Source organism: Magnetospirillum sp. UT-4 (assembly GCF_902729435.1).
Lineage (GTDB): Bacteria > Pseudomonadota > Alphaproteobacteria > Rhodospirillales > Magnetospirillaceae > Magnetospirillum.
Genome location: NZ_CACVCG010000065.1, coordinates 1 through 26,968, shown reverse-complemented (window position 1 = coordinate 26,968; position 26,968 = coordinate 1). Strand labels below are relative to the sequence as shown.

The 26,968-nt window shown below is 69.0% G+C and carries 25 protein-coding genes; 15 read left to right on the top strand and 10 right to left on the bottom strand.

Annotated features, from left to right (window positions below):
• Positions 1-2,606: bacteriohemerythrin (locus MTBUT4_RS10690; RefSeq protein ID WP_254434821.1), on the bottom strand; the 2,606-nt coding region annotated here is incomplete at its 3' end.
• A gap of 303 nt (positions 2,607-2,909) precedes the next feature.
• Between MTBUT4_RS10690 and MTBUT4_RS19700 the strand changes: the two genes are divergently transcribed.
• Entirely contained in the window at positions 2,910-3,038 is a 129-nt protein-coding gene (locus MTBUT4_RS19700) for a hypothetical protein (protein WP_256367247.1), read from the top strand.
• A gap of 4 nt (positions 3,039-3,042) precedes the next feature.
• Here MTBUT4_RS19700 and glk read toward each other — a convergent pair whose 3' ends face one another.
• Together glk and glgA are read right to left on the bottom strand one after the other, a co-directional pair.
• Positions 3,043-3,999 carry a glucokinase gene (glk, locus tag MTBUT4_RS10685; protein ID WP_173979677.1) on the bottom strand — a complete coding sequence of 319 codons (957 nt, stop codon included), beginning with the start codon at positions 3,997-3,999 and terminating at the stop codon, positions 3,043-3,045.
• Positions 4,000-4,011: 12 nt separating this feature from the next.
• On the bottom strand, positions 4,012-5,499 hold the full coding sequence (gene glgA / locus MTBUT4_RS10680) for a glycogen synthase GlgA (RefSeq protein ID WP_173979676.1): 1,488 nt from the start codon (positions 5,497-5,499) through the stop codon (positions 4,012-4,014).
• Between the two features lie 228 nt (positions 5,500-5,727).
• Here glgA and glgC point away from each other — a divergent pair, with 228 nt between their 5' ends.
• On the top strand, positions 5,728-7,011 hold the full coding sequence (gene glgC / locus MTBUT4_RS10675; protein ID WP_371737799.1) for a glucose-1-phosphate adenylyltransferase: 1,284 nt from the start codon (positions 5,728-5,730) through the stop codon (positions 7,009-7,011).
• 112 nt (positions 7,012-7,123) lie between these two features.
• On the opposite strand, the gene MTBUT4_RS10670 is transcribed toward glgC, so the two are convergent.
• Positions 7,124-8,380, bottom strand: coding sequence for an MFS transporter (locus MTBUT4_RS10670; protein WP_173979675.1), 1,257 nt, complete (start codon positions 8,378-8,380; stop codon positions 7,124-7,126).
• A gap of 123 nt (positions 8,381-8,503) precedes the next feature.
• On the opposite strand from MTBUT4_RS10670, the gene MTBUT4_RS10665 reads away from it, so the two are divergent.
• The 4 genes from MTBUT4_RS10665 (at position 8,504) to MTBUT4_RS10650 (ending at position 12,407) form a co-directional block, all read left to right on the top strand.
• Entirely contained in the window at positions 8,504-9,466 is a 963-nt protein-coding gene (locus MTBUT4_RS10665) for a ChaN family lipoprotein (protein ID WP_173979674.1), read from the top strand.
• A gap of 279 nt (positions 9,467-9,745) precedes the next feature.
• Positions 9,746-10,855 carry an alanine racemase gene (gene alr / locus MTBUT4_RS10660; protein ID WP_173979673.1) on the top strand — a complete coding sequence of 370 codons (1,110 nt, stop codon included), beginning with the start codon at positions 9,746-9,748 and terminating at the stop codon, positions 10,853-10,855.
• Positions 10,855-11,628 (top strand): ABC transporter permease, encoded by a 774-nt coding sequence (locus MTBUT4_RS10655; protein ID WP_173979680.1) that lies wholly within the window; start codon positions 10,855-10,857, stop codon positions 11,626-11,628. Before alr ends, MTBUT4_RS10655 begins: the two co-directional genes overlap by 1 nt.
• A 5-nt stretch (positions 11,629-11,633) precedes the next feature.
• Positions 11,634-12,407, top strand: coding sequence for an ABC transporter ATP-binding protein (locus MTBUT4_RS10650; protein WP_173979672.1), 774 nt, complete (start codon positions 11,634-11,636; stop codon positions 12,405-12,407).
• A gap of 528 nt (positions 12,408-12,935) precedes the next feature.
• Here MTBUT4_RS10650 and MTBUT4_RS10645 read toward each other — a convergent pair.
• Positions 12,936-13,229: a nucleotidyltransferase family protein gene (locus MTBUT4_RS10645; protein ID WP_173979671.1), complete on the bottom strand. Its 294-nt coding sequence runs from the start codon at positions 13,227-13,229 to the stop codon at positions 12,936-12,938.
• A gap of 231 nt (positions 13,230-13,460) precedes the next feature.
• Here MTBUT4_RS10645 and MTBUT4_RS10640 point away from each other — a divergent pair, with 231 nt between their 5' ends.
• The 9 genes from MTBUT4_RS10640 (at position 13,461) to MTBUT4_RS10600 (ending at position 21,637) form a co-directional block, all read left to right on the top strand.
• The gene (locus MTBUT4_RS10640; RefSeq protein WP_173979670.1) at positions 13,461-13,790 is read left to right on the top strand and encodes a type II toxin-antitoxin system RelE/ParE family toxin; all 330 of its coding nucleotides are present in this window, start codon (positions 13,461-13,463) and stop codon (positions 13,788-13,790) included.
• Positions 13,790-14,101, top strand: coding sequence for a DNA-binding protein (locus MTBUT4_RS10635; protein WP_173979669.1), 312 nt, complete (start codon positions 13,790-13,792; stop codon positions 14,099-14,101). The genes MTBUT4_RS10640 and MTBUT4_RS10635 overlap by 1 nt, the downstream gene beginning before the upstream one ends.
• 2 nt (positions 14,102-14,103) lie before the next feature.
• Positions 14,104-15,468, top strand: a complete 1,365-nt coding sequence (radA, locus tag MTBUT4_RS10630; RefSeq protein WP_173979668.1) for a DNA repair protein RadA — start codon at positions 14,104-14,106, stop codon at positions 15,466-15,468.
• Between the two features lie 26 nt (positions 15,469-15,494).
• On the top strand, positions 15,495-16,166 hold the full coding sequence (locus tag MTBUT4_RS10625; protein WP_173979667.1) for a CvpA family protein: 672 nt from the start codon (positions 15,495-15,497) through the stop codon (positions 16,164-16,166).
• Between the two features lie 22 nt (positions 16,167-16,188).
• Entirely contained in the window at positions 16,189-17,649 is a 1,461-nt protein-coding gene (gene purF, locus MTBUT4_RS10620) for an amidophosphoribosyltransferase (protein WP_173979666.1), read from the top strand.
• Entirely contained in the window at positions 17,649-18,365 is a 717-nt protein-coding gene (locus tag MTBUT4_RS10615; RefSeq protein WP_173979665.1) for an SDR family NAD(P)-dependent oxidoreductase, read from the top strand. Before purF ends, MTBUT4_RS10615 begins: the two co-directional genes overlap by 1 nt.
• A gap of 244 nt (positions 18,366-18,609) precedes the next feature.
• Positions 18,610-19,923, top strand: coding sequence for a hypothetical protein (locus tag MTBUT4_RS10610; RefSeq protein WP_254434820.1), 1,314 nt, complete (start codon positions 18,610-18,612; stop codon positions 19,921-19,923).
• A 106-nt stretch (positions 19,924-20,029) separates the two neighbouring features.
• Positions 20,030-21,193, top strand: coding sequence for a hypothetical protein (locus MTBUT4_RS10605; protein ID WP_173979663.1), 1,164 nt, complete (start codon positions 20,030-20,032; stop codon positions 21,191-21,193).
• 6 nt (positions 21,194-21,199) lie between these two features.
• Entirely contained in the window at positions 21,200-21,637 is a 438-nt protein-coding gene (locus MTBUT4_RS10600; RefSeq protein WP_173979662.1) for a VOC family protein, read from the top strand.
• Positions 21,638-21,654: 17 nt separating this feature from the next.
• On the opposite strand, the gene MTBUT4_RS10595 is transcribed toward MTBUT4_RS10600, so the two are convergent.
• The 5 genes from MTBUT4_RS10595 to secG all read right to left on the bottom strand — a co-directional run bounded on the left by MTBUT4_RS10595 (position 21,655) and on the right by secG (position 26,358).
• Positions 21,655-21,963, bottom strand: a complete 309-nt coding sequence (locus MTBUT4_RS10595) for a septum formation initiator family protein (RefSeq protein WP_254434819.1) — start codon at positions 21,961-21,963, stop codon at positions 21,655-21,657.
• A 158-nt stretch (positions 21,964-22,121) separates the two neighbouring features.
• Complete coding sequence (gene eno, locus MTBUT4_RS10590; protein ID WP_173979661.1) at positions 22,122-23,399, bottom strand: phosphopyruvate hydratase; 1,278 nt, start codon at positions 23,397-23,399, stop codon at positions 22,122-22,124.
• Between the two features lie 36 nt (positions 23,400-23,435).
• Positions 23,436-24,278, bottom strand: a complete 843-nt coding sequence (gene kdsA / locus MTBUT4_RS10585; protein WP_173979660.1) for a 3-deoxy-8-phosphooctulonate synthase — start codon at positions 24,276-24,278, stop codon at positions 23,436-23,438.
• A 5-nt stretch (positions 24,279-24,283) separates the two neighbouring features.
• Positions 24,284-25,912, bottom strand: coding sequence for a CTP synthase (locus MTBUT4_RS10580; RefSeq protein WP_173979659.1), 1,629 nt, complete (start codon positions 25,910-25,912; stop codon positions 24,284-24,286).
• A 116-nt stretch (positions 25,913-26,028) separates the two neighbouring features.
• Positions 26,029-26,358, bottom strand: coding sequence for a preprotein translocase subunit SecG (gene secG / locus MTBUT4_RS10575; protein ID WP_173979658.1), 330 nt, complete (start codon positions 26,356-26,358; stop codon positions 26,029-26,031).
• Positions 26,359-26,968 lie beyond the last annotated feature (610 nt).

Sequence of the window (26,968 nt, the reverse complement as noted above, 5' to 3'; positions counted from 1 at the left end):
TACACGCCCCGGTCGTTGAGGAACGTGGTGTAGCGGCGGTCCTCGGTGAGGATGTGGTTGACCAGCCAGTCCTGCAGAAGGCTCAGCACGTCGATGCCCTTGGCGCTGCCGGTCTCGGCGATGCGCTGGCGCAGGATGTCCAGGTCGGCGGTGAGCTGGGCATGCTTGGCGCGCTGCGCCGCCGCGTCGGGATAGCCGTGGCGCTCCAGCAGCGCCTCCTCCTGGCCGAAATGGTAGTTGGCGTATTCCCCCAGCACGTCGATGAGCTGGAGGATCTCCTTCAGCGGCTTGTCATCCTCGATGGCGTCCAGCGCCGCGTTGGCCTGTTCGAACAGGCGGCGGTGCTGCTTGTCCAGGCGCAGCACATCGACCCGGTACTCGTCGCGCCATTCGAGCAGGCCGCGCCCGAAGCGGTCGCTGTCGAACAGCGAGCTCATGCGCTTGCCCGCCGCCTCGAACAGCTTCCAGCGCACCGAGGGGATGCCGGCCACCAGCACCGCCGGCACCAGGAACACATCGGTGGCCGCCCCCGCCTTCAGGCGGAAGATCGAGGGCGTCCAGAAGATGGACATTTCCTCGCCGAAGAAGCCGCCCGGCTCGACGATCTCCACCAGGCTCTCGCCCAGGTAGCGGCCCAGCTCGCCCGCCGCCACCAGGCCCACCGCCTCGGCGCCGATGTCCACCGTCTCGCCGGCGGGAATGCGCTTCAGGGTCATGTCCTTGGCGATGCGGTTCAGCGTCCGGGTCGACACCACCTCGCCGAACAGCCAGGTGCGCTGCAGGAACTGGCGGTTCTCGAAGATGCGGGTGATGGCCGCCGACAGATCGTTGCGGCGGACGAATTCCTGGTACAGCGTCACCGCGATGCGCAGCGCCTTGACGAAACCGATGGCGCGGTAGGTCTCGTAGCCGGGCGAATTGGACAGCACCGGCAGCTCGCCGATCATGGCGCCCGCCGACAGCACCGAGCGGCTGCTGCCATAGGAATGGAGCGCCTCGACGCTGCCCGACAGCAGCAGGTAGATGCACTCGACCGCTTGGTTCTCCTTGGCCAGGATGCTGCCCGGGTTGAAGGTCACCACCGGATTGTTGAGCAGCACCCGGATCTGGTGGTGCGGCACGGTGGGGAAATAGCCCTGCAGCAACTCGTTGGCCGAGCGCCAGATGAAGTCGTGATTGGAGGGGATCAGCACATCGACGGTGCCGAACGAGGCGGTCGAGCCGATGGCCCGCTGCGCCATGGACAGCGGCGTGGCGGTATGGGCCAGGATCACCTTCTCGGAGGCGTCGTCGCGGAAATCGTTGGCATCGCCGTGGATCATGCCGCCGCCCACATCCACCTTCTTGACCATGGCCGGGATGGCCAGATCGGCGGCCACCCGCTCGTACAGGCTGGCGGAGATGCCGGGCTTGCTCTCGTCGTCGGTGATGAAGCCGCGCAGCACCTCGAGGCGGCAGATGTCCGACAGGTGGGCGTAGGTGCGGTAGCCATCCTCCCACGGGGCGCGGAACAGGAAGGTGGTGGTCTCCACCGGATGGGGCGAGAACAGCGGCCGGACCTCCAGCCCCTCGATCTCGTTCCATTCGTCCTCGACCAGATCGTGGCACTCGAAATAGTCGGCGAAGGCCGAGGGCTCGATGGACAGCAGCGCCGCCATCTTGCGCGCCACCGAGGCGCGCACCAGCGGGGTGGCGAAATAGCGGATGCGGTGATCGGCGCGGATCAGCGAGGTCAGGCCGGCGAAATGGTCGTCATGGGAATGGGTGTGGAAGATGCCCTCGATCTCGTTGACGCCGATGCCCAGCGCGTCGAGCGCGTTGAGGATGTTGGGACCGGCGTCGATCAGGTAGACGCGGCCGTGGAACATCAGCACCGAGCCCATGGAGGGACGGTTGATGTCCCAGCCGTCGCCCTCGCCGGAATGCACCACCGAGAAGTACTCGCGCGGCATGTTGTAGAAGCCGAGCGGATAGGGGCACTGGTAGGTCTCGAACGGCGCCAGGTTGAGATCCACCGTCACCGTCTCCTCGCCCAGGCGGAACTCGAAGACGTTGAGGCGCAGGCGGCGAACGGCCAGGCCGCCCCGGATCTCGACCTCGTCGCCCTCGACCAGCAGGGTGTCGATGAGTTCGCCGGACGGACGGATGTTGCCGAAGGCGAACTTCAGCTTGAGGCGCATCAGTTCGGCCGCGCGTTCGGGCGTGGCCCCGGCCTCGACCATCTCGTCGGCGCTGACCAGGCCGTAATTGCCGCGATAGATGTATTGCAGCTGCGCCCGGACCTGCTCGGCCGAGCCCAGGATCAGCGGCTTGACACCGGTGTTGCCGGGATGGTTGGGCAGGATCATGCCCTGGCGATAGAGCATCTGCAGCACCGGGAACTCGCCCAGATTGGCGAAGGCACCGTTCTGCACCATGACGTCGGACAGCAGGATGGCGTTGGGTCCGGTCTCGTAGGACACGCCGCCGACTTCGGTCGGCGCGATGAGGCCGCGCTTCATCAGGTGCTTCACCGCGTCCGCCGGGCACCCGCACAGCACCCGCACGTCCACTGACGGAGCCTCGATCCACCAAACTCCGGCGGTCACCTCGATCTTGCGCAACATACCCATACGCCCGCGTCCCCGCCCTAACCACACCCCCCTGCTTGCGTATGCTATGACCAAAGCGTGTGCGCATCAACCCGAAGCGCGACGTCGCCCTCAGAAATCAACGATTTTTGCCTGGACAGCCCCCCTCGGCGCCACGCACATTATAAACGAACGATTAATGGGTGTTGACAGGAGCCGCGGCAGTTCGCTTATACTCTCGGATAGTTTCCTATTCGAAGGGATAGTACGGACATGCAGCGACCGCCAAGCCAATCCCCCTTCCCCCCCGCGGAAGGAGAGTTCGCTCTGCGGGTCATGGTGCTTGGCACCTTGTATGCCGCCGCGACGTTCTTCGCCGTGGTCTTCTCGCCCAGCATGGGGCTGGTGACCGCGCCGCCACTGGGGCCGACGCACCTGACCCCCACCGCCAGCGCCGCGCTGCGCTGAACCGTCAGGTCCGCACCAGACTGGCCAGGCCGATGAAGGCCGGCTGCGGGTGCACCACCAGCCAGACCGGGATGGGCGCCAGATAGGACTGGAACCTCCCCTTGTCCTCGAACCGGGCGCGGAAGCCCGAGCGCTGGAAGGCGTCGGCCATGCGCGGCAGGATGCCGCCGGCGATGAAGGCGCCGCCGCGCGCCCCCACCGACAGCACCAGATTGCCGGTCACCGTCCCCAGCATGGCGAAGAAGGTGTCCAGGGTTTCGGCGCAGACCGCGCAACTGCCGTCCAGGCCGCGCTGCGAGATGGCGTCGGGGGTGGTATAGGCGGCCGGCCGCCCCCGCACCGCCGCCACCGCCTCGTACAGGTTGACCAGGCCCGGTCCCGACAGCACCCGCTCGGCCGAGACGTGGCCCAGGCGGCGGCGCAGCACCGACAGCAGTTCGGCCTCGTGGTCGTCGGCGGCGGCCATGGTGACGTGGCCGCCCTCGGCCGCCAGCGCCACCCATTCCCCGGCCGGACTCGGCACCAGCGCCGAGACGCCGAGCCCGGTGCCCGGCCCCAGCACCGCGATGGGCGCCACCGGAGCGGCCGCCCCGCCGCCCAGCCGCACCAGGTCGTCGCCGCCGAGATGGCGGACCGACAGCGCCACGGCGGTGAAGTCGTTGACCACCGAGAAGCGCTCGAGCCCCAGCCGCCGGCGGGTCGCCTCGATGGAGAAGCGCCACGATGAATTGGTGAGGTCGACCTGGTCGCCGGCGATGGGCGAGGCCACCGCGAAGGCCGCCCGGGTCGGTGCCGCCGCCGGCGACGCCGCCGCCAGAAAGGCCTCGGCCGCCTCGGCCGGGCCGGCATAATCGGCGCAGCGCATGCGCAGCGCCTCGCCGATGGCACCGTCCGGCGCCACCAGGGCGAAGCGGACATTGGTGCCGCCGATATCGGCGATGAGGGCGAGCGGACCGGCCATGATGGCGTTTACCTAGGCACGCCGCCGCGCTTTTCCAGGCGCCGGCGCCACCAGCGACCGGTAAAGCTCGACATAGCGGGCGGCCGAGCGTTCCCAGCTGAAGTTCTGCGCCAGGCAGGTGGCCTGGATGCGGCGCCACTGCTCGCGGTTGCGATAGACCCCCAGCGCCCGTTCCAGCGCCCACTGGAAGGCGCCGGCATTGGCGTGCTCGAACGAGAATCCGGTGGCGGTGCCGGTCATCAGGCTGTCGTAGCTGGCATCGACCACCGTGTCGGCCAGCCCGCCGGTGGCGTGGGCGACCGGCACGGTGCCGTAGCGGAAGGCGTAGAACTGGGTCAGCCCGCACGGCTCGAACCGCGACGGCATCAGCAGCATGTCGCCGCCGGCCATCAGCCGGTGGGCCAGGGTCTCGGAATAGGCGATGGAGGCCGAGATGCGGTCGGGATGGGTGGCGGCGGCGCTGCGGAAGGCGTCCTCCATGACGCGGTCGCCGGTGCCGACCACCGCCAGCTGGGCGCCCTCGCGCAGCAGCACCGGCAGCACCGCCAGCACCATGTCCATGCCCTTGAGGTCGTTGAGGCGGCTGACCACCACCATCAGCGGCGCGTCGGGGTCCTTGGCCAGCCCCAGCTCGGCCTGCAGCGCCGCCTTGTTGGCGGCCTTGCCCTCGGCCACGTCGGCGGCGCGGTAGGGGCGCACCAGATGGGAATCGGCCGCCGGGTCCCACACCGAATAGTCGGCGCCGTTGACGATGCCGACCAGATCGGCGGCACGCTCGGTCAGCAGCCCCTCGATGCCGCAGCCGTGCGGCGCCGACTGAATCTCGCGGGCGTAGCGCGGGCTCACCGTGGTCAGGCGGTCGCTGTAGAACAGGCCGGCCTTTAGGAACGACAGGTGGTCGTAATATTCCAGCCCGTCCATCTGGTACATGGCGGCGGGCAGGCCCAGGCGCGGCACGGCATCGGGCGGGAACTGGCCCTGATAGGCGATGTTGTGGATGGTGAACACGGTCGCCGGGCGCTCGGCCGGGCTCCAGGCATGCAGGTAGGCGGGGGCCAAGCCGGTCTGCCAGTCGTTGCCGTGCAGCAGCTGCGGCCGCCACTTCACCGGCGAGCCGTCCACCGCCAGCTGGGCCGCCGCCCATGACAGCAGGCCGAAGCGCAGGTGGTTGTCGGGATGGTCGTGCCCGGCCGTCGCCTGGTAGGGCCCGCCCGGCCGGTCATAAAGCGCCGGGCAGTCGAGCAGCCAGACCGGCACGCCGGAGCCGGGCAGCTTGCCCGAGACCAGCTTGGCCTCGCCGCCCACCGCCAGCGGATCGCCGAACGAACCCACATGGCGTTTGGCCTCGGTGCGCTCCATCGCCTCGGGATAGCCGGGCATCAGCACGCGCACGTCGATGCCGGATTCGGCCAGGGCCGCCGGCAACGCGCCGGAGACATCGGCCAGCCCGCCGGTCTTGACCAGCGGAAATACCTCGGAAGATGCGAACAGGACGCGCATGGTTCCACCCGTCGGACGTTTCCCTTTTCTTAAGGTCATACCCTATCCCAAGCCCAGGCCGGCGCAAAGCCGCTTCGGCCCCTTCACGAAATCGTCGCGCGGCAGGGGCTGCGACCTACCCGACCGGCTGTTGTGCCGTTGGTGTTATTGTGGCAGGGTCCCGGCAACGGCGCTCGCGGGGGCGGGGAGCCAGCCATCCCAGGATGAACGATCACGAGGAGAGCTGAGGTGCTGCCGGAAGACAGACTGAACCAGGATTTCGAAGTCAACCTCCGCCTGCGCCGCACCCTGGCGCTGGTACTGGCGGGCGGCCGCGGCTCGCGCCTGATGGCGCTGACCGACTGGCACGCCAAGCCCGGCATCCCCTTCGCCGGCAAGTTCCGCATCATCGACTTCACCCTCTCCAACTGCATCAATTCCGGCATCCGCCGCATCGGCGTGCTGACCCAGTACAAGGCGCATTCGCTGATCCAGCACATCCAGCGCGGCTGGGGCTTCCTGCGCGGCGAGTTCGGCGAGTTCGTCGAGCTGTTGCCCGCCCAGCAGCGCACCGAGGGCGAGAACTGGTACAAGGGCACCGCCGACGCGGTGTTCCAGAACCTGGACATCGTCCGCAGCCACAAGCCGGAATACATCCTGGTTCTGGCCGGCGACCACGTCTACAAGATGGATTACGGCAAGATGCTGGCCCATCACCTGGCGGTCCAGGCCGACGTCACCGTCGCCTGCCTCGAGGTGCCGTGCGAGGACGCCAAGGGCTTCGGCGTCATGGCGGTGGACGGCGAGGACAACATCATCCGCTTCGACGAGAAGCCGGCCAATCCCCAGTCCATCCCCGGCCAGCCCGGCATCGCCCTGGCCAGCATGGGCATCTACATCTTCAACGCCAATTTCCTTTATGACCTGCTGGCCCAGGATTCCATGGCGGTGGATACCAGCCACGACTTCGGCAAGGACCTGATTCCGGCGCTGGTCGGCCGGCGCAAGCTGGTGGCCCATCGCTTCCAGGATTCCTGCGTCATGCACGAGGGCGCGCGCGAGCATTACTGGCGCGACGTCGGCACCGTCGATGCCTACTGGGAGGCCAACATCGACCTCACCACGGTGACGCCGTCGCTCAACCTCTACGACACCAACTGGCCGATCTGGACCTATCAGGCCCAGCTGCCGCCGGCCAAGTTCGTCTTCGACGCCGACAACCGCCGCGGCATGGCGGTGGATTCCATGGTCTCGGGCGGCTGCGTCATCTCGGGTGCGGTGGTGCGCCGGTCGCTGCTCTATTCCAACGTCCGGGTCAATTCCTATTGCCTGGTCGAGGATTCGGTGGTGCTGCCCGACGTCGATATCGGCCGCCACGCGCGGCTGAAGAAGTGCATCGTCGACCAGGGCTGCGTCATTCCCCCCGGCCTGGTGGTGGGCGACGACGCCATCCTCGACGCCAAGCGCTTCTTCCGCACCGACAAGGGGGTGACGCTGATCACCGCCGACATGCTGAAGAAGCTCGAGGGGTAGAGGCCCCGCTTGGCGGCACGGGCCGGACCCTCGCTTCATTCGGGCCGCATCCTTCGAGACGAGCGCTGCGCGCTCTCCTCAGGATGAGGCTACGGATACGGCATGGCCCGGGTCAGCGCTCTGGGCGCACCGTCGCCAGCACCGCCGCGCCGGCCGCGAAGAACGCCAGGATCACCGCCATGCCGGCGGCCTGGCTGCCGCTGGCGATGGTGACGGCGCCCACCGCCCACGGCCCCAGGAAAGCGGTGGCCTTGCCCGACAGGGCGTAGAGGCCGAACAACTCGGTGCGGCGCTCGGGCGGCGCCAGGCGGGCCAGCAGCGAACGGCCGGCGGCCTGGGCCGGCCCGACGAAGATCCCCAGCGCGCCCCCCAGCACCCACACCAGCAGCCGCTGCTCGGCCAGCAGGATGCCGGCCCCGGCGGCGATCAGCCCGGCCAGGGCGACCAGGATGGTCGGCTTCGGCCCGGCCAGGTCGTCCATCCAGGCGAAGCCGGCGGCGCCCAGCCCGGCGGTGACGTTGAGGACGATGCCGAACAGCATCACCTCTTCCAGGGTGAAGCCGTGCGCCCCGGCGACGAACACCCCGCCCATGGCGAACAGGGTGGCCAGCCCGTCGGCATAGAGCAGATGGGCCAGCAGGAAGCGCCCGGTGGGCCCCATCCGCGCCACCTCGGCCAGCGAGCGGCCCAGGGACCGCAACGCCGCCCGCACCCGCAGGGCCGGGGCGGCGGCGGGGGACGCCTCGGGCACCCACAGGAACAGCGGCAGCGCGAAGATCAGCAGCCAGGCCGCCACCAGCGGTCCGATCAGCCGGATATGGGCGGCGCCCTCCTTGGGAATGCCGAACCACGGCGTCTCGGGCATCACCAGCGCCACCAGCGCCAGCACCAGGGCGGCAAGGCCGCCGGCGTAGCCCAGGCCCCAGGCCCAGCCCGACAGCCGGCCCATGCGCCCCGGGCCGGCGATGTCGGGCAGCATGGCGTTGTAGAACACTCCGGCCGCCTCCAAGCCCCAATTGGCCAGCACCACCAGCGTTACCGCCAGCGTCACCGCCGCCGCCTCGGGCCGCACCAGCCACAGCGCCGCCGACGCCGCGGCGCACAGCAGGGTGAAGGCCGCCAGCCACCGCTTGCGCCGCCCGCCGGTATCGGCGACGGCGCCGAACACCGGCGCGGTCACGGCCACCAGCAGGCCCGACAGCCCCATGGCGTAGCCCCACTCGGCCTGCCCCGCCACCGGGTCGCCGACCACCGCGCTGGCGAAATAGGCGGGAAAGACGAAGGTCACCACCAGCGTCGCGAACGGCGAGTTGGCCCAGTCGTAGAGCGCCCACGAGACGGCGGCGCGGCGGGGAGAGGCGGCTTTCATGGCGCGACCTTACCAAACGGCACCGCCGGCGCGATACTCCCCCTCCGGTCGATGAGCGGGGGCGACGGCGGCCCCTCCGCGCACTACATTGTGGTCAGCCCGAATCGCTCCGGTGGTGTCCGCATGCGCGTCCTCATGGTCCTCGCCTTCCTGCTCGCCGCCCTTCCCGCCGCCGCCGAGCCGCCGCCGCCGCTGACGGCGCCGCTGGACCAGGGCCATCCGCTGGTGGGCCGCATCTGGCTGCCGGACCGCGCCATGTTCACCACCGCCGACGAGGTGGTGGAGCGCATGCGCCGCGCCGATGCGGTGCTGCTGGGCGAGACCCACGACAACGCCGACCACCACGCCTTGCAGGCCTGGGCGCTGCGCCGCCTGGTCGCCGCCGACCGGCGGCCGCTGGTGGCCTTCGAGATGATCGACACCAGCCAAGGCGAGGCGCTGGCCGCCCATCTGGCCGCCCGCCCCGCCGACACCGCCGGCCTGGGCGCGGCGCTGGGCTGGGACAAGAGCGGCTGGCCCGACTGGACCCTCTACCGCCCCATCGCCGAGGCGGCGCTGGCCGCCGGCGGCATGGCCCCGGCCAATCTGTCGCGCGAGGACACCCGCGCCATCGCCAAGGGCAACGTTCCGACCGCTCTGGCCGGCCGCCTGGGGCTGGAGCAGCCGGTCGAGGCCGGGCTGCGCCAGGCCATGGAGGCCGAGATCCGCTCCGGCCATTGCGACATGCTGCCCGACCGCGCCCTGCCCGCCATGGTCCGGGTCCAGCGCGCCCGCGACGCCATGATGGCCCGCGCCGTCGCCGACGGGCTGGCGGCGCGCGGCAGCGCGGTGCTGATCGCCGGCACCGGCCACGCCCGCGCCGATCGCGGCGTGCCCCTGCACCTGGCGGCCATGGCGCCGGGGCGCGGCACCTTCGTGCTCGCCTTCCTCGAGGTGCAGGAGGGACGCACCGAGCCGGCCGCCTACGCCGAACTCTACGATGCCGACCGCCTGCCCTTCGACGCGGCGTGGTTCACCCCCCGCGCCGAACGCCCCGACCCGTGCGAGGGCTTCCGCAAGCACATGGAGAAGAAGGCGGAGAAGTGAGGGGCTCCCTTCAACCTCCATGGGCGCTGACGTCGGCCATTCCGCATCCGTAGCCTCATCCTGAGAGCGCGTGGCGCTCGGCTCGAAGGATGGGGCGGGCCATGATCAGCGTGCGGCGGGCCTGATCCTTCGAGACGCCGCCTTCGGCGGCTCCTCAGGATGAGGCCCGAATGAGGCGAGGCGCCGGGCCAAGTCGCCACCAATGGCGTGGGAGGGCGCTTCCGTCCGGGCCGGCCGATGCGGTAAGGTGGCGCCGCCCCTCCTTCCGGATGCTGGTTCATGACCAATCACGACCGCGCCCCCGCCATCCTCGCGATCGACCTCGACGCCGTGGTCGCCAACTGGCGGCTGATCAAGGCCCGCGCCCCCGGCGCCGAGGCCGCCGCTGTGGTCAAGGCCGACGGCTACGGCCTGGGCGCGGCGCGGGTGGCCAAGGCGCTGGCGCGGGCCGGCTGCCGCAGCTTCTTCGTCGCCACCATCGACGAGGGCATCGCGCTCAGGAAGGTGCTGCCCGAACAGGCGCTCTACGTCCTGTGCGGCCCGTTGCCCGGCGCCGGCATGGACCTGGTGGCGCACCGCCTGGTGCCGGTGCTCAACAGCCTGGAGCAGATCGGCCTGTGGCTGGGCCTCGGCCGTGCCACAGGCGAGGCCCTGCCCGCAATCCTCCATATCGACACCGGCATGAACCGCCTGGGCCTGGACGCGGCGGCGGTGGCCCATCTGGCCGCCGAGCCGGCGCTGCTGGAAGGGCTCTCGGTGCCGCTGGTGATGAGCCACATGGCCTGCGCCGACGAGCCCGGCCACGCCATGAACCGCGCCCAGCTCGACGCCTTCAACGCCCTCGCCGGCCGGCTCGGCCTGGCGGCGCCGCGGTCGCTGGCGGCGTCCTCGACGGTGTTCCTGGGGGCCGACTACCACTTCGACATGGTCCGCCCGGGGGCGGCGCTGTACGGAGTCAACCCGGTCCCCGGCCAGCCCAATCCCATGGCGCCGGTCGCCCGTCTGGAGGCGAAAATCCTGCAAGTCCGGGACGTTGACACCCCCCAGACGGTTGGCTATGGTGCCACCCACCATGTCGCGGCCAAAGGGCGTATCGCCACCGTCGCGGCCGGCTATGCCGACGGTCTGTTCCGCTCGCTGGGCAATCGCGGCTTCGGCGTCATCGAGGGGGTAAGGGTACCGGTGGTGGGCCGCATTTCCATGGATCTGACCACCTTCGACGTCAGCGGGCTGGCCCCCGACGTCGCCCGCCCGGGTGCCGTGATCGAGCTGCTGGGCCCCGACCATACAGTCGATGACCTCGCCCTCGAGGCCGGCACCATCGGCTACGAGGTGCTGACCGCGCTGGGCGCGCGCTACCACCGGGTCTATGCCGGCGGCGCCCGATGATGGACTTCGTCGCCGGCGTAGGCCGCTTCTTCCTGGCCTTCCTGTCCCATGTCGGGCGGCTGTCGGCGTTCACCGGCACCGCGGTGTCGCATGTGGTGCGCCCGCCCTTCTATCCCCGCCTGATCCTGCGCTCGGTGGTCGAGATCGGGTATTTCTCGCTTCCCGTGGTCGGGCTGACCGCCATCTTCTCGGGCATGGTGCTGGCGCTGCAATCCTATTCCGGCTTCTCGCGCTTCGCCGCCGAGGGCGCGGTGGCCACCGTGGTGGTGCTGTCCATGACCCGCGAGTTGGGGCCGGTGCTGGCCGGCCTGATGGTGGCCGGGCGCATCGGCGCCTCGATGGCGGCCGAGATCGGCACCATGCGGGTGACCGAGCAGATCGACGCGCTGACCACCCTGTCCACCAACCCGTTCAAGTACCTGGTGGCGCCGCGCCTGCTGGCCGGGCTGCTGATGGTGCCGTTCCTGGTGCTGGTGGCCGACATCATCGGCGTTTTCGGCGGCTACATCGTCGGCGTCTACAAGCTGGGCTTCAACCCCGCCACCTACATCGCCCGGACCTGGGAATACCTGGAGCCGCTGGACGTCATCTCGGGCCTGACCAAGGCCTCGGTGTTCGGCTTCCTGATCTCGCTGATGGGTTGCTACCACGGCTATTATTCCAAGGGCGGCGCCCAGGGCGTCGGCACCGCCACCACCAATTCCGTGGTCTCGGCGGCGATCATGATCCTGATCTTCAACTACGTCATCACCGCCCTTTTCTTCGGCAAGTGAGCGCCATGACCGACACTCCCAAGATCGAGCTGACCGGCGTGCGCAAGGCGTTCGGCCCCAAGGTCGTGCTCGACGGCATCGACCTCCAGGTGGCCCGGGGCGAATCGGTGGTGGTGATCGGCGGTTCGGGCACCGGCAAGTCGGTGATGCTGAAATGCATCCTCGGCCTGATGCGGCCCGAACGCGGCTCGATCCGCATCGACGGCGAGGAGACCGTGGGCGTCGGCGCCAAGCAGCGCGACCGCCTGATGGGCAAGTTCGGCATGCTGTTCCAGGGCGGCGCCCTGTTCGATTCGCTGAAGGTGTGGGAGAACGTCGCCTTCGGCCTGATCCAGGGCCGCAACATGCCGCGCGAGCAGGCCCGCGCCATCGCCATCGAGAAACTGGCCGCCGTCGGCATGGCCGAAAGCGTCGGCGAGCTGTGGCCGGCCGAGCTGTCGGGCGGCATGCAGAAGCGCGTGTCGCTGGCCCGCGCCATCGCCGCCAACCCCGAGATCATCTTCTTCGACGAGCCGACCACCGGCCTCGACCCCATCATGGCCGACGTCATCAACGACCTGATCGTCAAGTGCACCAAGGAACTGGGCGCCACCGCCCTGTCCATCACCCACGACATGGCATCCGCCCGCAAGATCGCCGACCGCATCGCCATGCTCTACAAGGGCCGCCTGATCTGGGTCGGCCCGGCCAGGGACATCGACCATTCCGGCAACGAATTCGTCGATCAGTTCATCCACGGGCGGGCCGAAGGCCCGATCACGATGGAACTGCGCGCGTAGCGCTCCCCCCCAGTCGTCATGCCCGGGCTTGACCCACGGCTGTCCGGTTTAATTCTCGGCTGGCCCATGCCCCCTCGCCCGCCTGCGGGAGAGGGGGGCGAGCGTCAGCGAGCCGGGGTGAGGGCGGCGCGTGTCCACGCGCCCAAGACCTGAAAACGCAGAGGTTTTCGCTGTCGCGAAGCGCACCTGACGGCGCGCGCCCTCTCCCTCCCGTCGCTGGCGCGACGGGTCCCTCCCTCTCCCGCAGGCGGGCGAGGGTAATCTGTCCGCTTCCGCCNCCCTCTCCCGCAGGCGGGCGAGGGTAATCTGTCCGCTTCCGCCAACATCACCCTGGACGCGGCCGACACCAAGGGCTCCCGAAGGCTCTCCGAAATTTAAACCGGACAGAAGTGGACTTGACCCGGGCATCCATGCAACAGCGGGCGACTTCGTCGCCGTGGACCCCCGGGTCAGGCCCGGGGGTGACGGATCAGAGGGGGCAAACAGAGTCCCTCCGCCGCCCCCAGGACCGGTAGAGCTTGAGGTCCTTCATGGCAGGGGCCGGGCCTCGGCCAGGACCTTGTCGCGGATGTACCAGTGCAGGGACGCCTCCGAAACCACGTCCACCCGCGCCCCCAGCAGAGTTTCGGCGGCCTGCTGGAAGCCGGCCCAATCGGTCAGGCTGGCGCCGGCCGCCCAGCGGACCAGAAGGTCGATATCGCTGTCGCCATCATCCTCGCCGCGCGCCACCGAGCCGAACACCCGCACGTCCCTGGCCCCGAAGCGCAAGGCGAGGCCGAGAAGATCGTCACGATGTGCGCGCAGTCGATCCAGCCTTCCCATGACGGCATGATGCCATGGTCCCGGACGGGGGAAAAGCGCGCCGCCGGCCTGGCCCTCAACCGCCCCGCTTGTTTCCCTAATGTTCCAATGCTATGGTGCGCCCGTTCGGGAGGACTCCATGGCCGAAACCGACAACACCGACCGCGTCCGGCGCATCGAACGCCCTCTCGCCCCGCCGCCAGCGGCGGTGCAGTAGCGCCGCATATAGGTAACACATAGGCCACCATTGCCATGCCCGCGGTCCTGGAATATCTTGACGAACAAGGCGCAAGCCCGTTCGGCCGCTGGTTCGAGCGCCTGGACGCCCGTGCTGCCGCCAAGGTCGCCGTCGCACGGATCAAGCTGGCGGCCGGCCACATGGGCAACGTCAAGGCGGTGGGGGAAGGCGTGTCCGAATACCGGATCGACCACGGCCCGGGATACCGGCTCTATTTCGGCAATGACGGCACCGCCCTGATCCTGTTGCTTCTGGGCGGCGACAAGACCACCCAGCCCCGCGACATCGCCCAAGCCAAGGCGTTGTGGCAGGATTACCGCAAGCGCAAGAAGGCCAATCCCTGATGCCCCTGACCCGCGATTTCAAGGACACCGTCAAGGCGCGGGCCGAACGCGACCCGGACTTCCGCCGCGCGCTGGTGACCGAAGCGAGCGAACACCTGCTGGACGGCGATTTCGCCACCGCCAAGGCCATCCTGCGCGACTACATCAACGCCACCATCGGCTTCGACGAACTGGGCAGGGCGGTCGGCACGCCACCCAAGAGCCTGATGCGGATGCTGGGGCCGCGCGGCAATCCGCAGGCCAACAGCCTGCTGCCGGTGATCGCCTTCATCCGCCGGCGCGAGCATCTCTGCGACCACGGGAGCGACTGACCTTGGCCAAGCCCGCCTCCCGCTTCGTCTGCCAGTCCTGCGGCACCGTCACCACCAAGTGGGCGGGCAAGTGCGAGGGGTGCGGCGAATGGAACTCCATCACCGAGGAGGCGGCGCCCGAATCGGCGCCCAAGGGGCTGGGGACCCGGCAGGGCAAGCGCATCGAGTTCGTCGGTCTGGACGGCGCCGCCGCCAATCCGCCGCGCATGCTCACCGGCATCGGCGAGTTGGACCGGGTGTGCGGCGGCGGGCTGGTGCCCGGCTCGGCGCTGCTGGTGGGCGGCGATCCCGGCATCGGCAAGTCGACGCTGCTGCTGCAGGCGGCGGGCGGATTGGCGGGCGGCCAGCGGGTCGCCTACATCTCGGGCGAGGAGGCGGTGGATCAGGTGCGCATGCGGGCCGGTCGCCTGGGGCTGGCCAACGCCCCCGTCGCCCTGGCCTCGGCCACCTCCTTGCGCGACATCGTCGCCACCCTGGACCACCCCGACGCCCCCAAGGTGGTGGTCATCGATTCCATCCAGACCATGTACGCCGACAACGTGGATTCGGCGCCCGGCACCGTCACCCAGGTCCGCGTCTGCGCCCACGAGCTGATCCGGCTGGCCAAGCGCCGCGGCTTCGTGGTCTTCCTGGTCGGCCACGTCACCAAGGAGGGCGCCATCGCCGGCCCCCGGGTGCTCGAGCACATGGTCGACACCGTGCTGTATTTCGAGGGCGAGCGCGGCCACCAGTTCCGCATCCTGCGCGCCGTCAAGAACCGCTTCGGCGCCACCGACGAGATCGGGGTGTTCGAGATGACCGATGCCGGGCTGGCCGAGGTGCTCAACCCCTCGGCCCTGTTCCTGGCCGAGCGGCGCGGCAACGTCTCGGGCTCCTGCGTCTTCGCCGGCATCGAGGGCTCGCGCCCCATGCTGGTGGAAATCCAGGCCCTGGTCGCGCCGTCGTCGCTGTCCAGTCCCCGCCGCGCCGTGGTGGGCTGGGATTCCGGGCGGCTGTCCATGGTGCTGGCGGTGCTCGACGCCCGATGCGGGCTTGCTTTGTCGGGCAATGACGTTTATTTGAACGTCGCCGGTGGCCTGCGCATCGGCGAGCCTGCCGCCGACCTGGCGGTGGCCGCGGCGCTGGTATCCTCGGCCACCGACGTGCCGGTTCCCGCCGACATGGTGGTGTTCGGCGAAATCGGCCTGTCCGGCGAGGTCCGCGCGGTGGCGCAGATGGAACTTCGCCTCAAGGAGGCGGCCAAGCTTGGGTTCGCGCAAGGTCTGGTTCCGGCCAGCCCGCGCAAGGGGAAAAGTCCGGCGGCCGGCCCCCTGGCGGTTCGCACCATCGGACACCTGCAGGATCTGCTGGGGCTGTTCCGCCCCTGAGTGAGGACGAGAGAGCCGAGCCGCCCATGGGCAATTTCCCCCTGACCGCCGTCGATGTCGTGGTGATCGTCGTGCTGCTGGGCTCGGCCGGCTTCGCCTTCCTGCGCGGTTTCGTCCACGAGGTTCTGGCCATCCTGGCCTGGGTCGGCGCCGGCCTGGCCGCCCTTTACGGCTTCCGCCACGTGCAGCCGTTCTTCCGCGACCAGATCGGCACCATCTGGGCGGCCGACGCCGCCGCCGGGGCCAGCCTGTTCCTGGTCACCCTGCTGCTGCTCTCGATCCTCACCCGCGCGGTTTCCGACCGGGTGCGCAAGAGCGCGCTGAACAGCGTCGATTCGTCGCTGGGCTTCGTCTTCGGCCTCGCCCGCGGCGCGCTGCTGCTGTGCCTGGCCTATCTGGCGGTGGCCTGGATGATGGCCCCCGAGGCGCCGCCCGCCTGGCTGGCCAACGCCAAGTCCCAGCCCTGGCTGGAGCGCGGGGCGGGGCTGCTGCAGGCGATGGCGCCCGAGGGCATGGGGGCGGCCGAGGCCACCACCCGCCAGATGTCCGACGAGGCGCGCGAATTGCAGCGGACGGAAGAGACCTTCCGCAAGTTCGTCGCCCCCCAGCCGGCCGAGCCGGCGCCGGGGGGACCGGCCCAGGGATACGACAAGGACAGCCGCAGCCAGCTGGAACGGCTGATCCAGAGCAACCAGTGATGCCTTATTGGCAGGAGCAGGCATGGTGACCACCAACCCCTTCGACGGCGATCACCTGCGCGAGGAATGCGGGGTCTTCGGCATCTTCGGCCACGACGAGGCGGCGGCGCTGGTGGCGCTGGGGCTGCACGCCCTGCAGCACCGGGGCCAGGAGGCGGCCGGCATCGTCAGCTATGACGGCGGCCAGTTCCACAACCACCGCGACCTCGGCCATGTGGAGGACTGCTTCGGCAACGAATCGGTGATCCGCAAGCTGAAGGGCCGCAACTCGGTCGGCCATGTCCGCTATTCCACCACCGGCGAGACGCTGCTGCGGAACGTCCAGCCCCTGTTCGCCGAGATGGAGTTCGGCGGGCTGGCGCTGGGCCACAACGGCAACCTCACCAATGCCCAGGCGCTCCGCCGCTCGCTGGTCAAGCGCGGCTGCCTGTTCCAATCGACCACCGACACCGAGGTGATCATCCACCTCATCGCCATCAGCCTGTATTCCACCGTCGAGGACCGGCTGATCGACGCGCTGCGCCAGATCGAGGGCGCCTATTCGCTGGTCTGCCTGACCCCCGATGCGGTGTTCGGCGTGCGCGATCCGCTGGGCATCCGCCCGCTGGTTCTGGGCCGGCTCGACGGCGCCTGGTGCCTGGCCTCGGAATCCTGCGCGCTCGACATCATCGGCGCCGAGTTCGTGCGCGACGTCGAGCCCGGCGAGATCGTGGTGCTGACCAAGGACGGCGTGCGCTCGATCCGCCCCTTCCCGGTGCGGCGCCCGCGCTTCTGCATCTTCGAATACATCTACTTCGCCCGCCCCGATTCGGTGGTCGAAGGCACCAGCGTCTACGAGGCGCGCAAGCTGATCGGCGCCGAGCTGGCGCGCGAAAGCCTGGTCGATGCCGACGTGGTGGTGCCGGTCCCCGATTCCGGCGTGCCGGCGGCGCTGGGCTATGCCGCCGAGGCCGGCATTCCCTTCGAGCTGGGGATCATCCGCAACCACTATGTCGGGCGCACCTTCATCCAGCCCACCGACCGCACCCGCCACGCCGGCGTCAAGATGAAGCACAACCCCAACCGCGCCACCATCGCCGGCAAACGGGTGGTGCTGGTGGATGATTCCATCGTGCGCGGCACCACCAGCCGCAAGATCGTCGAGATGGTGCGCCAGGCCGGCGCCTCCGAGGTGCACATGCGCATCTCGTCGCCGCCGACCACCTATTCCTGCTATTTCGGCATCGACACGCCCGAACGCGACAAGCTGCTGGCCGCCCGCTACGACGTGGAGGGGATGGCCAAGCTGATCGGTGTCGACTCGTTGGCCTTCATCTCGCTCGAGGGCCTCTACCGCGCGGTCGGCGAGCCGGGCCGCGACGACGCCAACCCGCAATTCTGCGACGCCTGCTTCACCGGCGACTATCCGGTGGCGCCCACCGACTACCAGGGCGTGCAGCAGGAGTCCAAGCAGCTGTCGCTGCTGGCCGAGGTGGCCGACTGATGGGCCGGCTGGCGGGACGGGTCGCGCTGGTCACCGGCGCCTCGCGCGGTATCGGCCGCGCCGTGGCGAAGCGCTTCGCCGCCGAGGGCGCCGAGGTGGTGTGCGTCGCCCGCACCCAGGGGGCGCTGGAGGAGCTGGACGACGAGATCGCCGCCCTGGGCGCCGGCAAGGCGGTGCTGTGCCCGCTCGATCTGCGCGAATTCGACAGGATCGACCAGGTGGCGGCGGCGCTGTTCGAGCGGTTCGGGCGGCTCGACGTGCTGGTCGGCAATGCCGGCGACATCGGCGGCGGCCTGGGTCCGGTGGGGCATTACAAGCCCAAGCACGTGGCCGAGGCCTTCGACCTCAACGTCATCGCCAACTGGCGCCTGATCCGCGCCTTCGAGCCGCTGCTGCGGGCCTCGGCGGCCGGACGGGCGATGTTCGTCACCTCGGGTGCCGCCCGGGCGGCACTGCCCTATTGGGGCATCTACGCCGCCTCGAAGGCGGCGCTGGAGGCCATGGTGCTGAGCTGGGCGGCCGAGGTCGAGCGTATCAGCCCGCTGCGGGTCAACCTGATCGACCCCGGCGTGGTCGCCACCCGCATGCGCGCCATCGCCTTCCCGGGCGAGGACCCGACGAGTCTGGTGCAGCCCGACCAGGTCGCCGGCACCTTCGTCGACCTGGCGGAGGCCACCTGCACCCGCCACGGCGAGATCGTCCGCATCTCATCCTAGAGCGCGATGACATTAGGTCGGCGCACGGGGTGCGCCGACCTAATGTCTGAATCGCACTCTAATTTATTGATTTAGAGGCGGATTCAGCTATCAGGTTGGATCGCCTCGCGATTCAACCTGATAGCATCCGGCTCTAAGGGTTTAACCCGACAACTATCCAAACAGGATGAGGCGGCACTTGAATGCCGCTTCATTGTGCTGTACGCCCATTGTAACGGCATCGGCGCCGCCAGCGAGGATGGGGATGAGCGAAGGTCCGCGCGACAACAAGGCGTTCGACACCAAGGTCGCCAACCTGATCGCCGCCACGCGCCATATAGCCGTTCCCCAGATCCTGCTGCTGCGCCGCCTCACCATGGCCGACACGGAAAGCCGGAAATGGGCCACCGAGCGGCAGCTTCAGGTGGTTTTCGCGGTGGTGCTGTCCAAGGCGCTGGAGCGGATGGGCCTGGACGCGCTGCGCGAGGCGCGGCGAAAGGATTTCGCCGGACTGCTGCCGCCGGATGCCAGCGAGGCGGAAGCCCAGGTGCTGGCCGAGCAGGTCAACCAGTTGGTCGGCCCCGACGTGCTTCCGACCGAGGAGGAGCCGGAGGAGGCGCAGGTCCAGCCGTTGGCCTCGTCCTCGGAATACTGGGACGCGCTGGCCCGCATCCTCACCATGGCGCGGCAGGGGCCGAAGCCGCCGGCGGCGCGTCGTCCGGCGGCGGTCAAGGAGCCGCCGCCCCTGTTCGCCGCCCAGATGGGCATGGACGTCGCCCAGTCCGCCCTGGACATCCGCGTTGACGAGGTGATGGACGGGCCGGAGAAGAGCTTCGTCGACTTCCCCACCCTGTTCGACGACACCGTCTGCTCGGTCCTGCGCAAGACCCTGGGCCTGCTGCAGGTGCAGAACGCCGTGCGGCCCGGCCGGCGGCCGTTCATCGTCGCCCCCGAATTCTCGGCCTGCTTCGAGGAGGTGCTGCGCCGCTTCGTGCTGCCGCAGATGCGCACCTCGCGCCACATCCAGACGCTGGGCACCGCGTATAATTGGGCCGAGCTGGGCGGCCTCAAGCTGTTCGAGATCATCCAGGGCGGCGAGAAGAACAACCCCGTCCTGCACAACTGGGACAACCGCTGGGGCGCCTTCCGCGTCAAGGACCGCTCCAAGCTGAAGGCCGAGGACAATCCCTGGCCGCTGCTGCGCGAGGACGCCACCCGCTCGGATTACGAGCCGCCGGGCGACGACGACCTGCAGATCCTGCAGGACCTGCTGCGGTACGAACCCGATTCCCTGGCCAAGGCCTGGCGCGAGCTGACCCAGCTCTATCAGCAGGAGTTCCGCCCCGGCGCGCAGCAGCAGCAGGCCCGCGATGGCGCCTTCCGGGACGGGCTGATGAAGTGGGGCAGCAAGCTGCCCGAGCATGTCGGGGAGTTCCTGGCCATCAAGGCCCACTTCGTGTACCCCGAGATCAACGCGGCGTTCCTGCGCCGCCTGCTCACCAATTTCGGCCGCAACGACGCCGAGCGGCACCGCAGCGCCCCCTACCTTGCGTCCTTCACCAGGACCCTGTCCGAATGACGCGCGCACCCTTGCGCGGCCCCACCACACCTGTTATCCCATAAACGGGGTGGGGAACGCGGCCGCGACCAGGCAGGCCGGCCGCGATGGCACAAGTGGACGGGGCGTGAAAAAGGATTTCGAAAGCAAGGTCGCCAATCTCGTCGCCTTGACCCGCCAGATGGAAGTCTCGCGGATATTGATGCTGCGGCGGCTTACGCTCAACGATCCGCAAAGCCTGCAATGGGCCAGTCAGCGCCAGCTTGAGCTGATCTTCAACGTCATTCTCACCAACGCCCTGCAGCGGATGTCCTTCGCGGCCCTCGAGGCCGCCGGGGCCGACCATTTCGACCCCCTGCTGCCGCCCGGCGACGACAAGGACCAGGACGCCGAGCGCTGGATGCTGTTCGACCTGGCCAAGCCGCTGCTGGCCGGCGCCACCGGCGCCGCCCCCCCCACCGAGACCACCCAGGCGGTGATGGACGAGCTGCACGCCGAGAACGAGGCGCCGCCCACCTACGAGGACTTCCCGAGCCTGTTCGACGAGTCCATCACCCGCCACGCCCGCGCCGTGCTGCGCGCCCTGGGCGCCACCGGAAGCCGCGTCCACATCCCGCCGCCGTTCATCGTCGCCCCCAGCTTCGCCCTGTGCTACGAGCGGGTGCTGCGCGAAATGGTGCTGCCGACCATGCGCTCGTCCAAGCGCCTGCGCGAGATGGCGGTCGGTCGGGAATGGAGCGACGAGGGGGCGGCCGGCCGGCTGCTCGGCATGGTGCTGTCCAGCGACCCGCACAACCCGGTGCTGCACCAGTGGAACGCCCGCTGGGAGGCCCTGGACCCCAAAAGCCAGCTGAAGGACAAGGACGGCAAGCCGCGCGGCCGCCTGCCCGAGGACGATCCCTGGCCGCTGTTCCGCGAGGACGCCGCCAAGTTCGGCTACATCCCGCCCTACCCGTCCGACATCCCCATGCTGCAGCGGATCATCCGCATGGAGCCCGAACTGCTGTCCGCGGCCTGGCACTCGCTGGCGCAGCTCTACGAGCAGGAATTCCAGCCCAAGACCAGACTGGAACAGGCCCGCCCCGGCGCCTTCCGCGACGGCCTGATCGCCACCATGGAGCGGCTGGACAGCAATGGCGGCGACCTGCTGGCCATCCGCGCCTTCTTCGACCTGCCCAAGGTCGATCGCATGTTCGTCAAGCAGCTGATCCAGACGCTGGGCCAGTCCAACGCCGAACGCGAGCGCAAGGCGCCGCTGCTGATCGCCTTCTACAACGACCTGCCCAGGTAGGACACCGTGCTCGACCACGTCAACGTCGTCGTCGCCGACCCGGAGCGGTCGGTGGCGTTCTACCGCGCCCTGCTGGGCCTGGCGCCGGTGATGGACCGCATCCTCGATGGTGCGTGGTTCGAACGCCTGACCGGCATCCCCGGGGCGCGGGCCCGCTGCATCATCCTCGACCGCCCGGAGGGCGGCTGCCGGGTCGAATTACTGGCCTTCGAGCCGCCGGGGGCATGCCCGCTGCCCCCCCTCGCCGCCCCGGGCCTGCGCCACTTCGCGGTGCGGGTCGACAACCTGGACACCTGCCTGGCCGCGCTGCCCGACCCGCCGCCGGTGGTCGAGGTGCCGCGCCACATCGTGCCGGTGGGCAAGCGCATGGCATACGTGCGCGATCCCGACGGGGTGGTGGTGGAACTGGCGGAATACGGCGGGGTGCCGAAGTTCGCCGGGTGAGACGCGAGGGATGCAGGTCAGCGCTTGTCGAAGATGACCACTTCGTCCTCGCGGCCCATGTTGAGCATGGCGCGGGCGCGTTCTTCCAGCATGTCGGGGTCGAGGTGGTCGGGGCGCAGCAGCAGTACCCGGTGCTCCAGCATCTGGCGTTCGGTGCTGACCTTGGCCAGATGCATCTCGGCCTCCAGGATCTCGTTCTTCAGCCTGACCCAGGCCAGCACGCCGCGATCGCCTTCCACCGTGTGGTAGGCGAAATACGCCATGGCGCCGAACCCGATCAGCGGCCCCATGACATGGCGAAGACGGCCATTGAGTTCCTGCAACATGGGCGCGATGGAATCACGACCGATTCATGACGTCAACAAGTCGAGATTCGACGGATTCACTTTTTCTGTTTCAGAGTCCACTCTGTTGCAGAAAAGACTCACAAACGAAGACGGCCGGGGTCTCCCCCGGCCGTTTCCGTTTCGCCGCGGCGGAAAATCTAGCGCCGCACGATGGCCTTGCCGGCGTAGCGGGCGGCCGGGCCAAGCTCCTCTTCGATGCGGATCAGCTGGTTGTACTTGGCCAGCCGGTCCGAGCGCGACAGCGAGCCGGTCTTGATCTGGCCGCAATTGGTGGCCACCGCCAGGTCGGCGATGGTGGCATCCTCGGTCTCGCCCGAGCGGTGGCTCATCACCGCGGTGTAGCCGGCCTTGTGAGCCATGTCGACGGCTTCCAGGGTCTCGGACAGGGTGCCGATCTGGTTGACCTTGACCAGGATGGAATTGGCCAGACCCTTCTCGATGCCCATGGCCAGGCGGCTGGGGTTGGTGACGAACAGGTCGTCGCCCACCAGCTGGATGGCGCCGCCCAGTTCCTCGGTCAGCATGGCCCAGCCTTCCATGTCGTCCTCGGCGCAGCCGTCCTCGATGGACAGGATCGGGTAGTTCTTCACCAGCTTGGCGTAGAACTTGACGATGCCCTTCTGGTCGAAGCTCTTCTTCGCCCCTTCCATCTCGTACTTGCCCTTCTTGAAGAACTCGGTCGAGGCCGAGTCGAGGGCCAGCATGACGTCGTCGCCGGGCTTGTAGCCGGCCTTCTCGATGGACTGCATGATGAAGTCCAGCGCCGCCTCGGCCGACTTCAGGTTGGGGGCGAAGCCGCCCTCGTCGCCGACATTGGTGTTGTGGCCGGCCGCCTTGAGCTGGCCCTTGAGGGCCTGGAACACCTCGGAGCCCATGCGCACCGCGTCGGCCAGGGTGGGGGCGCCCACCGGCATGACCATGAATTCCTGGATGTCGATGGGGTTGTCGGCATGCATGCCGCCGTTGATGATGTTCATCATCGGCACCGGCAGCAGGCTGGCGAAGGCGCCGCCCACATAGCGGTAGAGCGGCAGGCCGGCCTCTTCCGCGGCGGCCTTCGCACACGCAAGCGACACGCCGAGGATGGCGTTGGCGCCCAGGCGGGCCTTGTTGGCGGTGCCGTCCAGGTCGATCATGGTCTTGTCGAGGACCAGCTGCTCCTCGACGTCCATGCCCGACAGGGCGTCGTAGATCTCGCCGTTGACGCTTTCCACCGCCTTCAGCACGCCCTTGCCGCCATAGCGCTTCTTGTCGCCGTCACGCAGCTCCACCGCCTCGTGGGCGCCGGTGGAGGCGCCCGAGGGCACGGCGGCGCGGCCGGTGATTCCGCTTTCCAGCACCACGTCCACTTCGACGGTGGGATTGCCGCGGGAATCGAGGATCTCGCGGGCGTGAATGTCGATGATGGCGGTCATGGGTCTTCTCTCCAAACTTCTGTCGGTTGGATCAAATCACAAAGTAATTGGACACGCCTTGGCCAGCTTGTCGAATGACATGAGCGTTGCGATCAGCTCGGGCATGGCGGCCAGGGGGATCATGTTGGGTCCGTCCGAGGGGGCGTGGTCGGGATCGGGATGGGTCTCGATGAACACGCCGGCGATGCCGAGGCTGACCGCGGCGCGGGCCAGGATGGGGGCGAAGCGGCGGTCGCCGCCCGACGAGCCGCCCTGGCCGCCCGGGCTTTGCACCGCGTGGGTGGCATCCATCACCACCGGGAAGCCGGTGCTGGCCATGATCGGCAGGGCGCGCATGTCGGCCACCAGGTCGCCATAGCCGAACGAGGCGCCGCGCTCGGTCAGCACGATGCGGCTGTTGCCGGTGCTTTCCACCTTGGCCGCGACGTTGGCCATCTGGTCGGGGGCGAGGAACTGGCCCTTTTTCACGTTGATCACCGCGCCGGTGCGCCCGGCCGCCACCAGCAGATCGGTCTGGCGGCACAGGAAGGCGGGGATCTGCAGCACGTCCACCACCTTGGCGACGGCGGTGCATTGCTCCTCGGTGTGGACGTCGGTGAGCACCGGCAGGCCCAGGCTCTCCTTGATCTCGGCGAAGACCGGCAGCGCGTCGGCCAGGCCGATGCCGCGCCGGCCCGAGATGGAGGTGCGGTTGGCCTTGTCGAAGGACGACTTGTAGATCAGGCCGATGCCGGCCTTCTCCGCCATGTCCTTCAGCGCCGCCGCGCATTCCAGCGCGTGCGCCCGGCTTTCCATCTGGCAGGGACCGGCGATCAGCGCCAGCGGCAGATCGTTGCCCAGAATGAGCGAGCGGCCGACGGCGACGTGATGGCAGGTCATGGGGCTTACACCAGTCGCGATTGCCGCACCGCCGCTTCGATGAAGCTGGTGAACAGCGGATGGGGGTCGAAGGGCTTGGATTTCAGCTCGGGATGGAACTGGACGCCGATGAACCAGGGATGGTCGGGGCGCTCGACGATCTCGGGCAGCACGCCGTCGGGCGACAGGCCCGAGAACACCAGTCCCGCCTCTTCCAGGCGGCTCCGGTAGTCCATGTTGACCTCGTAACGGTGGCGGTGGCGCTCGGAGATGCGGGTGGCGCCGTAGACCTCGCGCACCCGGCTGCCGGCCTTGAGATCGCAGTCATAGGCGCCCAGGCGCAAGGTGCCGCCCATGTCGCCGGTGGCGGTGCGCTTCTCCAGCAGATTGCCCTTCAGCCATTCGGTCATCAGGCCGACCACGGGGTGCTCGCACGAGCCGAACTCGGTGGAATTGGCGCCCTTGAGCCCGACCAGATTGCGCGCCGTCTCGATCACCGCCATCTGCATGCCGAAGCAGATGCCGAAATAGGGCACCCGGCGTTCGCGGGCGAAGCGCACCGCCTCGATCTTGCCCGACGCGCCGCGTTCGCCGAAGCCGCCGGGGACCAGGATGCCGTGGCACGGCTCCAGGTGCTGGACCGCGTCCTCGCGCTCGAAGATCTGGCTGTCGATCCAGTCGAGGCGGACCTTCACGTTGTTGGCGATGCCGCCATGGGTCAGCGCCTCGGCCAGCGACTTGTAGCTGTCGAGCAGGCTGGTGTACTTGCCGACCACCGCGATGGTGACCTCGCCCTCGGGCTGGCGCACCCGCTCGACGATGTTGACCCAGCGGTTGAGGTCGAGGGCGGCCTTGGATTCGATGTGGAAGTGGCGGCAGACCTGCTCGTCCAGGCCCTGCTCGTGATAGCTGACCGGCACCTGGTAGATGGTGTCCACGTCCAGCGCCGGGATCACCGCCTGGTAGCCGACGTTGCAGAACAGCGCGATCTTCTTGCGCTCGCCCTCGGGGATGTCGCGGTCCGAGCGGCACATCAGCAGGTCGGGCTGGATGCCGACGCTCAGCAGCTCCTTCACCGAATGCTGGGTCGGCTTGGTCTTGAGCTCGCCGGCCGAGGGGATGTAGGGCAGCAGGGTCAAGTGGATGAACATGGTGCGGTCGCGGCCCAGCTCGTTGCCGAGCTGGCGGATCGCTTCCAGGAAGGGCAGCGATTCGATGTCGCCGACGGTGCCGCCGATCTCGCACAGGACGAAGTCCTCGTCGGTGATGTCCGACTTGACGAAATCCTTGATGGCGTTGGTGACGTGCGGGATGACCTGGACGGTGGCGCCGAGATAGTCGCCGCGCCGCTCCTTGGCGATGACGTCGGAATAGATGCGCCCGGTGGTGATGTTGTCCGACTTGCGGCTGGCCACCCCGGTGAAGCGCTCGTAATGGCCCAGATCCAGGTCGGTCTCGGCGCCGTCATCGGTGACGTAGACCTCGCCGTGCTGGTAGGGGCTCATGGTGCCCGGATCGACGTTGAGGTAGGGGTCGAGCTTCCTCAGGCGGACCTTGAACCCGCGCGCCTGCAGGCAGGCGCCCAGCGCCGCCGAGGCCAGGCCCTTGCCCAGCGAGGAAACCACGCCACCGGTGATGAAGATGAAACGCGTCATTGGCCCCTAACCCGATGTCCCTCGCTCGCGCTCGCGGTCCCGGTCCCCACCGCGCACCAGTGTCCCGCCCGTGGAAGGCGCGGGATACCCGTCCTCTACCCGTACCGGCCGGCGCCTCAGCGCGCCAGCGGGGCGCTCGGCTCGGCCGGAACCGCCGGAGCGGCCGGCGCCGCCGGCTGGGCCGGAACCGCATCGAACGGCGAGGTCGAGCCGGTGGTGCGGTTGTTGGCGATGATGGCCAGGCCCAGGCTGGTCAGGAAGAACGCCCCGGCCAGGATGGCGGTGGTGCGCGTCAGCAGGTTGCCGGCGGCCCGGCCGGTCATCAGCCCGCCGCCGCCGCCGCCGATGCCGAGCGCGCCGCCCTCGGAGCGCTGCAGCAGGATGACCCCCACCAGGGCGATGGCCAGCAACAGATGGATGACGAGGATGATCGGAAAAAGGTCCATGGCACACCAATGCTGAGCCGCCCGGACGCAGCCCCGACGGGCGGCGACGGGCGCCTGGATTGTTCGAGGCGTTTTTTAGACCCGCCGGAGCCGGATGGCTAGAGGTTTTTCCTGCGTCCGAATGCAGGGGTTCACCACAGCGACACCCGGCTCCGCCACCGTCAGGGTCTCAGGAACAGCGCCCCCAGGATCGTGAGCGTCACGATGATTTGCAGAAAATTCCAGATGACCGCGAAGACGAATTTCATGGCAGCCCCCGCCCACTTCTGTCCGGTTTAATTCTCGGCTGGCCCATGCCCCCTCGCCCGCCTGCGGGAGAGGGGGGCGAGCGTCAGCGAGCCGGGGTGAGGGCGGCGCGTGTCCACGCGCCCAAGACCTGGAGAGACAGCCGCTTTCGCTGTCGCGAAGCGCACCTGGCGGTGCGCGCCCTCTCCCTCCCGTCGCTGGCGCGACGGGTCCCTCCCTCTCCCGCAGGCGGGCGAGGGTAATCTGTCCGCTTCCGCCAACATCACCCTGGACGCGGCCGACACCAAGGGCTCCCGAAGGCTCTCCGAAAAATAAACCGGACAGAAGTGGCCCCCGCCCGGCCATGACGAGTTAGCCCGTCCTA